This is a genomic window from Bacillus sp. AC266, from assembly GCF_979253805.1.
The window spans coordinates 96,783-109,537 of record NZ_CEEDEC010000001.1 but is presented as its reverse complement, the minus strand read 5'-3'; the positions used below and the strand labels follow the sequence as shown (position 1 = coordinate 109,537).

Here is a 12,755-nt window from a genome sequence, read left to right as displayed (position 1 = left end):
AATAATCACAACAAAGATATTTCATATTATAAGACATAAAGTTACAAATATTATATTATTTTTACAAATTATTTATTTTCTCAACATTCACTATAAATTATAATATTAAAACATTTCATTTCACAAAAGTAACAATATTAGAATACCTTAACAAAATAAGAAACTTGGTAAAATACTAGAATAACGGTAGTTGGAGTACGGAAACGATTCTTCGCATGAAGGACCACTACAAAGATATTTTCAGATTGAATATATGTATTAATAATGAAATTTTATTGCATTTACACCTGCAATGTTTATATAAAAGATAGTAAATTATGTTTTTATTGGATTTTTTCTATTAGTTTACTGGAAATTTGCATTATTATGTGACAATAAATATCATTGTATTTAATATAAAATGATATAAAAAAAGGGGTACGTAGGTAATTATCGGAACTTTCAATCGATTAATTATACTAAAATTAGTATTAAGAATATTAGTATAAAAGTAACAACGTTATTACTAAGTTCGAATATTGGTCTAAGTACCCTAGCCTAGCATCTCAATGGTAACCTCTTGAATACTTTTACGTTTTTAAATAAATTAAAATAACAAAAAAATAATAATTTTTAATTTTTTCTTTGTAATTTAATAAGTTGCATGTTAATATGGCGAAGGTTATAAAATGGATTTCGCCATACACAATGTTTTTTCGGAATATTCACTCCAGAGAAACGTAACTATTTCAGTAATTTGCTTCATCTTTTACCTATACAAGGGCTACTTTCAATTTTTTTGTTCATAAATAAAAGTAACTTTTTATTCTATCTTCCTCATCGATTTTAATATAAATGGTAAAAAAGCACTTTTTCAAGTGCCCTTCCTTTTCTTTTTTAAAGATAGAAAATCTAATAAAATCAAACACCTAGATTAAACACATACATAATCCTACTTACAAACTCTCAGAGAGGTATAAACTATGGGAATTCCTACACTATTATTAAATACATTTATTATTATTATTTGTATCCTTAGTTACCAAGTATTTTGGCTAGAACATAAAGAAAAAATGGCATGTAATAATATATTAATTTCTGTACTTTCCTCCATTGCAATTATTTTTTGTATGACTTTTCCTTTTCATTTACACGCTGGGTTCATTTATGATTTACGTTTTATTCCCATTATATTAGTTTTTCTATATGGAAATACAAAGAGCATTATTTGTATTGGAGTTTTATATCTTTCCTATAGATTTTACTTAGGTGGAAGCGGAGTCTTCCCATCATTTATTATCTTTACTGTTATTTCTGTTATTACAATCATGTTTCGTTACTTGTCACCTACTTATTTCAAGGAAAAGAAGATATTATTAAGTATTCTACTTATTTTGATATGTACAACTTCCCTTTCTATCTGCGGTATTGTAACGCAAATAAATACAGGTGGTAAAATTGACTCTACTCTCATTGAATTTTTATTCAATTATATAATCATAAATATTTTCACAGTATTATTATCAGTTTATTTAATAGAAGGAATGATCGAGAAATATAAAATAAAAGAAAGAATGCAAAGAGCAGAAAAATTTTATATAGCTAGCGAACTAGCTGCATCGATCGCGCATGAAATTCATAATCCACTGACCACGGTACGTGGATTCACTCAATTACTAAATGAAGATGAGAGTGCTAAGATGTCTCAAGATAAGTACTTAGAAATTATGTTACTTGAAATGCAGCAAATACAATCTACTATTAATAACTATTTATCTTTAACCAAACCACAAAACATTATAAAAGAGGAACTAGATATTAATTACATATTAAATCAAGTGAAAGATAATATTTCACCACTCGCTCTTTCATATAATGTTGAAATAAAACAGCATATTACAACAGATTCCCTTTACATAAATGCTAATACTGAAAAATTAAAAATATGTCTAACCAACATCATACAAAATGGAATTGAGGCTATGAAAAATGGTGGCGTATTACAAATAAATATACAAAAAATAAAAGATAATATTGTAATTGATATTATTGATACAGGAATAGGAATGTCTTCCCAACAAATAAAACGTATTGCCTTGCCATTTTATTCAACAACAGAAAAAGGTACTGGGCTTGGTACTATGATTGCGTACAGTATTATTAAAGAATTAAACGGAGATATAGAGATAGAAAGTGAACTAGGAAAAGGAACACACTTTTCTATCACTATCCCCTGCTAATATAATAGAAGATTTATTTAAATGATATTATTTTGTAGCTAATATAACCATATAAAAAGAAGACGTAACTATTCGTCCTCTTTTTATATGGTTCTGGTGCAAAAATGTTAGTTAGAAACATAGAGTAGCAATTTCACAATTTATTCACAAGTACCGTTAAGCGCAAGTTTACGTTAAGTATGCTATTTGCATAATAATGTTTTCAAGAAAAAAGTAGCTGTACTTTTGTGCAGCTACCTTTTTATGCAATAAATCAGTAATAGATATTCGAGCTGCAATAAATGCCCCTTTTATACTTTGAAATGTAATTTGCAAACTACAATTTGACATAATTCTAATAGTATGGGATGTATATTTCTCCATAAAAGCAACTTATTTTTATCTCTTTTAAACAATTTATCATATTATTTTCATCTAATTAGGCACAGAAACATTTTGCAAAATCTTACTACTTTTAGGAAAAACGTTTTTAGGGTACATTTTAAAATAGCTCTTTTTCTTTGAAATGTTTCTGTGCTTAATATTTAAAATATCTTATGTCAAAATTTTCCGCAACAAATATGTTAAATTATTCATAATTATATATAATACGGAATATTAAAGTTAAATATTCCGTATTATACTCTATTAAATATAGCGTATTTAATTTATTAGTAATTAATTTATTAGTCTAAGTATGAATTATAAAGTATATTCGTTTAAAATTGTCACAATATAATTTTATATTCGACGTTTTTAATTACTCGTGAAACATTTGCAAATGTTTTAACCGTTATGTATAAGGTAAATATCCCCTCTAAATATAAGATTTACTTAATTTAGATTCTTTCTCTCATAGTCGTAATGTCGAAAAAAGTCGAATTTTTATATTTTTTCTTTATTTTCTAGTTGTAAACGTTTTATTTTCATGTTACCATCTTAATCAAACATTAGATGGTAATAAAACTTAAAGTATTTCTTTCCCTTAGAGACATATAAACGTTCGGTAATACCATGAAAATAAGGCCAAAGAAATATGAGTTACCTGATAAAAGATTTAATAGGATTTTTACCACTTTAATTTTCTGTTAATTCAGAATGTAACACTTTAACATTTTGTCCCTAAACAAAATTTAAATTTTAGTGTGGTAAACTCAAAAAGCTAAATCACCCACCCAAATTAATAAATGATATATCCTGTTATATCTAGCGATCAGTCATGAGAAATAGATTTCTTCCTAAGAAAACTTAGCCCATTAATAAAAAGTGTCTAAATTTCTATCTTTATTACCATCTATTGTTGATAACATATTTACCAACTATAAAAAAGAGCCTATTGAAGGTTCTTTTTATTATAATCATTAGCACTTCAATTATTGATAATCATTGGTGTTGAATCTTTATTCCCTCACCTTATATAGCTTTCTTTTATTAACACTTGAAGACTTATTGAGGTACGGTTCTGATTTTAATTTTTTTTTTATTTTTAAGCGACTAATTTCCGAATGATGGGCCATCCACAGTTTTATATCTAATAAAGAAAGAATTATATCTGTTTCAAGTGATATTTTGCTTACCTCCTTCTCTCTTATGGGTTATGTAGATAATATATCTCTTGAATCTGGAGCCTTTAGAACACATAATAGATACCCTAAAAAATGGACTTTATTTTATCTTTATCTTATCTTTACCTTATCTTTAAATTTTTCTATTAAACTTAGCATTTAGAAAAAAATTTTCGAGTCTAAAAAAGCTGGGAAATAGAGAATTATTGAATTTTTTAATAACCAGCCACCATTGAAAATAGGGTTTCTTGTAAAAGGAGGAGTAATATTTGAAGAATAAGAGAAAAGTACAAACTATTATATTATTCTTTATTAGTATTTTAGGGTTAGGAACAATAATCGGGATACTATATTTTAATGACAAAACCAATACTCAAAAAAATAAAGCGTTTGCTACCGAGGAACGTTTATTGCAATATGAGCCCATCATGAAAAAAGAATTAGAAAAATATAATTTGGGAGAAAAAACAGCAATTTTACTAGGAATTATGTACCACGAGAGTAGGGGTGAGGGCAACGACCCTATGCAATCTTCCGAATCACTTGGATTAAAGCCAAATGAAATCCAAGAGATAAACTTGAGCATTAAACAAGGGGTAAAGCACTTTGTTCAAATGTATAGATATGGAGAAGAAAAAGGTGTTAGCATGGATACAATTATTCAAAGCTATAATATGGGGCCAGGCTATATTGATTTTATTGCCAATCAAGAAGCTAAACAACACTCGGAAGATACAGCTAAACAGTTTTCTAAGTTGAAAGTTGATCAGAATCCAGCTACATACACTTGTGGTGGAAATAAACAAAATTTTAGATATCCATATTGTTACGGTGATTTCACATATACAACAAAAGTGAATGAAAAAGCAAAACTTATTGAAGAACGCCTCAAAAAAAATTAAAATTTTATATATTTGTTTGAAGGAGTTTTCCATTTACTTTTATATGGTTTTTCATCAACTTTTATCCCCTCTTACCATCTAAATGTATATATACAACTATCGTATCATATTTCAATTTAAATACGGCTCTAGTTACATATTTCGCAAGAAATCTATCCAGAATATAAATAAAATCACCATTTCACATGAAATAGTATCCACTTAGCGAATTCATTAGGCATAAAAATAAATGTAGATTCAATAAAAAGAGAGTACCCTCGCTATTGGTGCTCTCAATGTGAATTGGGGTTTATCCTGAGCATTGAATAGGACACGAAGAACTCGTCCTGTTACATAATATTATGCTTGTCCTATAATGTGCAATAAAAAAAGCACCCTCGCCCAGGCGCCAAGAGATACATATACGTTGAGGTAACTAACACGTTAGAAAAGGCCCTTCCATATCATTGTATGATTATCAATTATCTTTATACCTAGCAGACTCATTAAATACGTTTAATGTATCATTTCTATTAGTTTAACCATGCCTAATGTCATCCAATTCATGGTTAGTATTCTAAATAGACCAACGATGTATTATAATACTTTATATATCCAAGGAGGTTTACTATGCTTAATTTTCATAAAACATTCCCCATCTTAGGATTCTTTTGGTTTTTATATAGTTTTATCGGCATCATCTTTTTATTACTATTCCTTAGCGTGTAGTAACGACGCGTATAAATATATGTTTAATGTGTGATTTCTATTATCGGCTTTGTTAACTAACACTTAAATTATTTTAACAGCCTTTTGTTTAATTCCCACAAAGCTGTTTTGTTACTATCCCATTTTAAAAGCGTTACGGCTTCCTCAAAGCACAACCATTTATACTTGAAGTGTTCTTTAGATAATTTAATATTTTTTGTAGGAACTTTAACTCCAAAAGAAAATTCTTTTATTACATAAACATCTTCTCCCCAAAGAAATTCACCAACTACATCCTCTACTGGTAGTGAAGACACAGAATCTAGTTTTATATATGGACATTCTCTTATAATACCAGCCTCTTCAAACGCTTCCCGTTTTGCTGATTCAATAGGAGTCTCACCATCTTCTCCACCACCAGCTATTCCTTGCCAATAACCATAATCACTTCGATTAAAAATGCCATATTGAATGGAATCATCAGTTTTTATATAAGGAAATATCAATACTTGATACGGCGCTCTCATTGCTTAACCTCCTCTCGAAAAAATATGAACAATTTATTCACTAACTTGCTATTTTAGTAAATAAAGAGCCAACATCAAAATTCTACATTAATAATGCAGGTTTATGGTATCGGCTCTCCATTTTTTAAGAATTTTATTTTTCATAAATAGGTTTACTCTTAACGTGATAAAAACCTGCTTATTTCTTATTTAATTTGCTTAGCGTGTTTTTTTTCGAAATGCTGGCTGTATCACATGTTGACTAACCAGTCCAAATAGTCCCTAAAACGGTCGTTTAAGGAACTTTATTTATATCTATCAAAACTGACTGAAATATGTTTAAAATTCAGTTCAAAAACTCATTACCAAAAACAAAGTTTTATATCAAACATCAAATACCGTTTATGGAACACTCTTAATGTACGGAAAACCAAGTTTTTCAAATAAAAAGTTCCTTAGCGTACGAAATTCGCGTTATGTTGGCGGGACCCCATCGCCATCAAGTTAAGGTTTTGAAGTACCCCCTAAACGAAAAAATTCTTTCTCTATAGGGGCACCATATCAAAAAAGAAAATTGTAAGTTTAGACACATTTTAGATACAAAATAACCGATTCCTTATACGTTAAGGGACCGGTTATTTATTTCCCTACTTTTTTAGGGAGGTTTTTCTCGTAATGGTCTTAAATGATTGATTTAAGGTTATAAACTTAAATCATAAATAAAAGATAGAGTAAAAACTATATAAGAAATAAATGTAACGAAAACAAGAAAACATATAAACTGAGCATTAGATACATATTGTTCTATTCTTTTTTTCATTTTAATTAGTATTATTTTTCAGATGTGAAGTATCAATTTGAATTTCACCTTTCCAAGATCCAATTACTTTTCCAATTCTATTTATATTTACATCTAAAGTAAGGGGCTGTTTAAAATCGTCTTTTCCTCCAGAAACTATAACAAATGTAGCAACACCTTCGGGTTTATCATTATCACGAATACCTACATCATTTAATTTTTTACCTGCTGCCATAAGTTCAAAAGGAAGACGGTCATCTGAATCATGGATAAATGATAGTCTCCCTTCATGTTTACTCTCAGGGTTTTCCTCTTGTTGCCCATTAATTTTACCATCACTTTCGAGCTCTAATCCTAATGTATCAAATTCAAATGGTACTAAACTTCCGTCAGCTTTTTCCATTCTATAATGAACTGATATACGTGAATCTGCGATATATAATTCTTTGAAATGTACAGTAATACCTTGATCTGTAATTTTTTCATCAATAGGAATATATTCACCATTCTTCATCATATCTTGTGTGACACCATTTTCATCTTGTATTCCTTCATTTACAACTTTATCATTTGTAATTGCATCAGAAAAATATGAGGCAACATTTGTAGCCGCTACTTGTACTTGTGGAATCATTGCTGTTGTGAACAGTGCTGCTGCAGCTACTGCTGTATACATGAAACGTTTTGATTTTTTACTCATGTTTGTAAAGAGTCCCTTCTTCTGTTGTTTTTTGTGATTTATATTAGAAACATTGTCTAGCTTGGAACGACTTTCAAATGTTTTCCATGCTTGTTCTATATCAATTTTGATTTCTTGTGGTGAACTTGCAGATTCTTCATCTAGCATTACGTTTTCCCATTGATTTAATTTGCTAATTTCTACCAATAAATCTTGGCATGCTTCACATGTATCTAGGTGCTTTGTGAATTCCTTTCTTATATCATGAGAAAGTTCTCCATCAATATATGTTTGAATAAATCCGATATCATAACATTTCATTTGTTATGCCTCCCCCATTTGTTTATAAATCTTGCGAAATTTCATTTTGGCTCGGACCAATAATGTTCCAATAGAAGATATTTCAATTTGAAGTATTTCTGCAATTTCTTTATATTGAAAACCAGAGAATTTCATTAGTAAAAGGGTTCGTTCTCGATCATTCATTTTATTTAGTATCGTTTGTACCTTTGTAATTTCTTCTTTTCTTATCCAATCATCGTCTAATGATGAAACATTTTGTACTTCATGGTATTGTATTTCTTTATCAATCTTCGCTTGTTGCCTTTTTTCAGATCGCAAATGGTTATAAGCTACATAAGTAGAAGATTTAATCAACCATCCAGGTATGTTTTCAATTACTTTCCAGTCGCTACGATATAATTGTAAAAACACTTCTTGTGCTAACTCTTCAGCGATAGATTGATCTTTAACAATCCATATAATCTGTTTCACAGCATAAGCATAGTACTGCTTAAATAAATCTTCAAAAGGCATATCAGAAGCATGACTTTCTTCATTTTCTATGGTTAACATGTTAGTTTAAACCTCACTTTCAATTTGATGCCTGTATTATAGAGAAACCAGAAAAACGGATTTTGTGACAGTTTTTCTGGTTATTTTTTTATTATGTACTAAAAAAAGCATTCATCTGATTAAAAGATAAATGCCAAAAGGGAAATGAAAACATAAAACTATAACTCTTGCAGTAGTTTTCTATTAATGGGGTACCGCCACATCGCTATCAAGCTAATAAAAATAAATGCAACAACAAAAATTGCATGATAAACATAAAAAATAAGTCAGATACCGATGTGGTGAGACCCCATAAAGAAAAGACACCCTAAGGTGCCTTCCTCCGACTTGAACCACTTTAATTTAATAATATGTATTGGACATTAAGTAAACACGTCCTATAAAACAGAATCATTTATTTTCAACAGATTGTTAGTGTACAAATACAAGAGAATCGAGATCGTTTGTTTGGCTAGATTAAAGCAACGCCACACCTATATGCTTGAGATGTGTTACGCCTTCTAATCAGAGAATCAGCTTTATAGAACGTGTCCACAATTTATATTTTACTACATGTAATATTTATTTTATGTAATTTTTACAAATATGTATAATTACATAAAATTTACGAGAAAAAGAGAGTATACTTTGATATTGTGTAATAAAGATAAGGCCCACCTACGGAAATAGGTGGGTTTTTTGTTGGGCATTACTATCTCATTGCACAAACGGGAATTTGCATTAAAATAATATCATATTCTTAGAGTTCTTATATTGAGAAAAAAGACACTCTTATGAGTGCCCCTTTTTTAGTAACCGAATCCGCCGCTACCGCCTCCCCAACAACTACATCCTATAATGATTAACAGGATGAATAGAACGATCAGTAAAGCAAATCCGCCACCTAACTGTTAACGCTTAAAGACTAAAGTTACCTTTAGCCCTCCAAGACTCGCTACGAGCGAATGGCTAGTTCTTACTCGACGGGAATCCCACCCGTTATATGATACGACCTAGGCTTGGCCGCATACCTGCCTCGTTAGTTAATATGAAAATGAAACCCAATGTCTTTCAGGCGAAAGTATAATCTTGGTTTGGAAATATACAACTGTTTGGACATAAAAAAGACCATCGAAATGATGGTCTTGCAGACTGTAGACAAATGCATAAAATAACGGATGAACATTTCTCTGAACACTTACTTTACTTCTTTCATAAATAGTCTAACGTTTTCAGCGATTTCTTTGAATTTGGTATGGTGTAAATAATGTGATCCATCCATGGTTACTACTTTTCCATGTACCGAGTCTTTGATCTGCCCTTCATGCAGAGGTATCCATCCTGCTACATCTTCACTATTCGCTTGTACAAAGAGAAGAAGTGGAAGATATTTAGGGAAGATTAAACCTTGAGCCCCTTTAAAATTAGACGAAATATGGTCCATCTCATTCAAGGTTGTGTCATTATACATGTTTTTATTCGAAATCATTTTCATTTGCTCTACGGTTTTTTCATCAAATGCCAGTCCAGCATAGGGGTCAGCACTGATTTTCATAGCCAATCTTAAGAGGCCTGATTTTTTGAGATATGCAAACGTTTTTAATGGGAAATTGATATCCATACCCGGTTGTGTTGCAACACTGCTATCGATTCCGACAAATGCAGTCACCTCGTTTGGATATTTGTTCACATAATCAATTCCATAAATACCTGTAATGGAGTGGCCCATGAGCATGTATCTGTTAATATTAAGCTGCTGTAGAGCTTCATGAACTTCACTTACCATATTCTCCGTGGTTCGCTCTTTTACAGTTTCATCACTTAATCCATAACCGAAAGGCTCTACCGCAACAACTTTGTAAAATGGAGATAATTCATCGATAAGAAGCTTAAAATCAAGTCCTGGAGTAGCTGTTCCATAACCAGGCAGGAGCACGATCGTTTCCTCGCCCTCGCCTTGAATTAACACATTCATGTTTTTCCCGTCTACAGATACGTGCTGCCCGTAGGGCACTATTCGTTTTTGCTCCGAATGACTACTCATCACATTTACGATATAAACAATACCTAAAAAAAGTACAATGGCTAGAACGATTGCTCCTATGATTTTAAGTAAGATGTTTCGCACTTTCTTTATTTTCATTCCACTCAGCGTTTTCTTTTCCTCTTGTTGTGTCACTGTCATCTTCTCCTGTCCTGATCTGTTTGCCTTCCTTCATGTGCCTGTAATGAAAACTTAACCAATGAAGATGTACTCACCATGACGACAATATGAACTGAATATGAACTGCCCAAAAAAATGCTACGGCTCTATATGCAAGTAAGCTTGCATATGAGTCGTAGCATAGAGAATGAATCTAACTAATCTGTTGGTGTAGTGATTGGCAAGGTGACAATGAAGGTCGTTCCTTGACCAGGTTCACTTTTCACTCGGATGTCACCTTGATGAAGCGACACGATCTGTTTAACGATAGCGAGTCCCATACCACTTCCGTCATACTTACGACTGTGGGAACGATCGGCCTTAAAAAAACGATCGAATATACGCTTCTGGTCGTCAAGGTGAATACCAATACCAGTGTCGGATATTAGGATTGTCACGTTTTTGATATCTTGTTTGATGCTTACGTTAATCACGCCGGCATCCTCGGAAAATTTGATGCTATTTCTGAGGATATTCGTCCATACCTGATTTAACAGGTCATGATCAGCCGTTACTTTAACTGTCTGTAAATCAAGCTCGAAATGTATATCGCGAGCAGACCATTGTGGCTGGAGCGCCACGATTATCCGTCGGATTTGTTCATCGAGGCTGAGTGTGACGAGCCGCAGTTGCTTTGACTGCGATTCAAGAAAACTCAGCTTTAGCAGGTTATCACTCATTTTGGACATCCTTTTCGCTTCAGCGATGATAATATCAAGATAACGGCTTCGTTCGTATTCTGAAAGGTCAACTTGCTTAAGCACTAGAGCATAACCGGATATCGAAGTGAGCGGAGACTGAACCTCGTGCGACACGTTCGTTACGAATTCCCTGCGCATCTGCTCAAGTTGCTGCAGATCGTGCATCATTTCTTCGAAGCTGCGAGCCAAAGTACCCAGCTCACTCGTTTGCTTAATATTCAACTTGACGTTGAAATCTCCAGATGCTATCCGCTTGGTCGCTTTTGTCAGCTTTTTTATCGGTCTTACCAGGAATACAGAGGCAACTAGAATCAATAAGCTTCCTGCAATCAACGAACATGTTGCAAAGACCAATGCCCACTTTGTGACAAAAGAGGCTGAAGGAGGGGCGAGCGCTTCCAAAAATATCGCTTTCGTTCCCATTTCCGTTTTCAACGGCAACCCTAAGAGGACCGTGGCAATACCATTAGGAGTGTCCTGAACAACACCTCCATCTAATACTTTCTTTAGTTGCTCCATCGTCACAGGCGCAGGTTTGTGTCCGTGAAGTTTACCATAAGACTTGAACTGACCCGTTGCTTCGTAAATTCGAATATAATAAGAATCGAGCTGCTTCATTTCACTTACGAACAAGTCCGCTTCACGTAACGGAAAGGTCTTGTAAATCCGGACGATGTCTTGGCCAAAGTTACGTAAGTTGATTTGAGCGTTTTCGTTCAATTTATCTTCGAATATCCAAGTTGACACCAAAAAAGAAATGATCGTGCCCCCGATGATGGAGACTAAAAATGTCAGGACAACACGTATATATAAGGATCTGATCATTCATAAACCTCAAGCCGATACCCAAGCCCGCGCACCGTTTCGATCCGAAAATCGTGTGTTGTCGCGAACCGTTCACGCAGCCGTTTAATATGTACGTCTACCGTTCGATCATCTCCGGCGTAATCGATACCCCAAATCTGATCGATCAACTGCACGCGCGTATAGACTTGTCCGGGTGTTCCAGCGAGCTTATACAGCAATTCGAACTCCTTTAGCGGCAACGTAAGCGACTCCGTCCCTTTCATCACCTTATAGGTCTGTCGATCAAGGATGACGTTCCCTAAATGGATCGTCTGCGTGGAGCCAATCTTGTATCGTTTGAGTAGTGCCCTAACACGAACCGTCAACTCTAACGGATCGAATGGTTTGGTTAAATAATCGTCCGTCCCAAGTTCGAAACCTTTCACTTTCTCCCATGTTTCTCCTCTCGCAGTCAGCATAAGTAAAGGTAGATCAGGATTGGCTCTTCGGAGCTCCTTGCTTAACGTCCAACCATCCATAATCGGCATCATAATGTCAAGTACGACAAGATCGACATTCGTTGAGATGTAGACGGCCAGTGCTTCCTTGCCGTCCGCTGCTTCAGCTGTTGCGAATCCGTCGTTGCGTAGAAATAAACAGACGAGTTCGCGAATGTTCGCATCGTCGTCAGCAACTAGTATAGTAGGCATCGGTTCCCTCTTTTCCCTGTTTTCCACCGCATTATTTCAAGCAATCATTATACTATAAATTAACACGTATGTTGATTAACCAAAGTAATACAGTTTCTTGATTTATCGACCTGTAGAATTCAAGTGTTTCTTTCAAACTAATTTGCCACTCAATTGACAAGGCTTCACAAAGAAACAGGCGTGTG

9 protein-coding genes and 1 pseudogene are annotated in these 12,755 nt (G+C 33.1%); 2 read left to right on the top strand and 8 right to left on the bottom strand.

Features of this window, described 5'->3' with window-relative positions; translation table 11 throughout:
• Window positions 1-962 precede the first annotated feature (962 nt).
• Window positions 963-2,219, top strand: coding sequence for an ATP-binding protein (locus AC0IXC_RS00560; protein WP_016100949.1), 1,257 nt, complete (start codon window positions 963-965; stop codon window positions 2,217-2,219).
• A 168-nt stretch (window positions 2,220-2,387) separates the two neighbouring features.
• Here the strand turns inward: AC0IXC_RS00560 and AC0IXC_RS00555 are convergent, their stop codons facing one another.
• Window positions 2,388-2,582 carry a hypothetical protein gene (locus AC0IXC_RS00555; protein ID WP_033732005.1) on the bottom strand — a complete coding sequence of 65 codons (195 nt, stop codon included), beginning with the start codon at window positions 2,580-2,582 and terminating at the stop codon, window positions 2,388-2,390.
• 1,450 nt (window positions 2,583-4,032) lie between these two features.
• Here AC0IXC_RS00555 and AC0IXC_RS00550 point away from each other — a divergent pair.
• Window positions 4,033-4,665 carry a lysozyme family protein gene (locus AC0IXC_RS00550; protein WP_471652440.1) on the top strand — a complete coding sequence of 211 codons (633 nt, stop codon included), beginning with the start codon at window positions 4,033-4,035 and terminating at the stop codon, window positions 4,663-4,665.
• A 776-nt stretch (window positions 4,666-5,441) separates the two neighbouring features.
• On the opposite strand, the gene AC0IXC_RS00545 is transcribed toward AC0IXC_RS00550, so the two are convergent.
• The 7 genes and pseudogenes from AC0IXC_RS00545 to AC0IXC_RS00515 all read right to left on the bottom strand — a co-directional run bounded on the left by AC0IXC_RS00545 (window position 5,442) and on the right by AC0IXC_RS00515 (window position 12,570).
• Window positions 5,442-5,879 (bottom strand): NUDIX hydrolase, encoded by a 438-nt coding sequence (locus tag AC0IXC_RS00545; RefSeq protein ID WP_002066317.1) that lies wholly within the window; start codon window positions 5,877-5,879, stop codon window positions 5,442-5,444.
• Between the two features lie 800 nt (window positions 5,880-6,679).
• Complete coding sequence (locus AC0IXC_RS00540; RefSeq protein ID WP_215589992.1) at window positions 6,680-7,657, bottom strand: DUF4179 domain-containing protein; 978 nt, start codon at window positions 7,655-7,657, stop codon at window positions 6,680-6,682.
• 3 nt (window positions 7,658-7,660) lie between these two features.
• Window positions 7,661-8,191 (bottom strand): RNA polymerase sigma factor SigX, encoded by a 531-nt coding sequence (locus AC0IXC_RS00535; protein WP_471652439.1) that lies wholly within the window; start codon window positions 8,189-8,191, stop codon window positions 7,661-7,663.
• 788 nt (window positions 8,192-8,979) lie between these two features.
• Window positions 8,980-9,075, bottom strand: a pseudogene (locus tag AC0IXC_RS00530) (YjcZ family sporulation protein); the annotation flags it as partial.
• A 293-nt stretch (window positions 9,076-9,368) separates the two neighbouring features.
• Window positions 9,369-10,349 carry an alpha/beta hydrolase gene (locus AC0IXC_RS00525; protein WP_016100944.1) on the bottom strand — a complete coding sequence of 327 codons (981 nt, stop codon included), beginning with the start codon at window positions 10,347-10,349 and terminating at the stop codon, window positions 9,369-9,371.
• Window positions 10,350-10,531: 182 nt separating this feature from the next.
• The gene (locus AC0IXC_RS00520; protein WP_002142570.1) at window positions 10,532-11,899 is read right to left on the bottom strand and encodes a sensor histidine kinase; all 1,368 of its coding nucleotides are present in this window, start codon (window positions 11,897-11,899) and stop codon (window positions 10,532-10,534) included.
• Entirely contained in the window at window positions 11,896-12,570 is a 675-nt protein-coding gene (locus tag AC0IXC_RS00515; protein WP_002142571.1) for a response regulator transcription factor, read from the bottom strand. Before AC0IXC_RS00515 ends, AC0IXC_RS00520 begins: the two co-directional genes overlap by 4 nt.
• Window positions 12,571-12,755 lie beyond the last annotated feature (185 nt).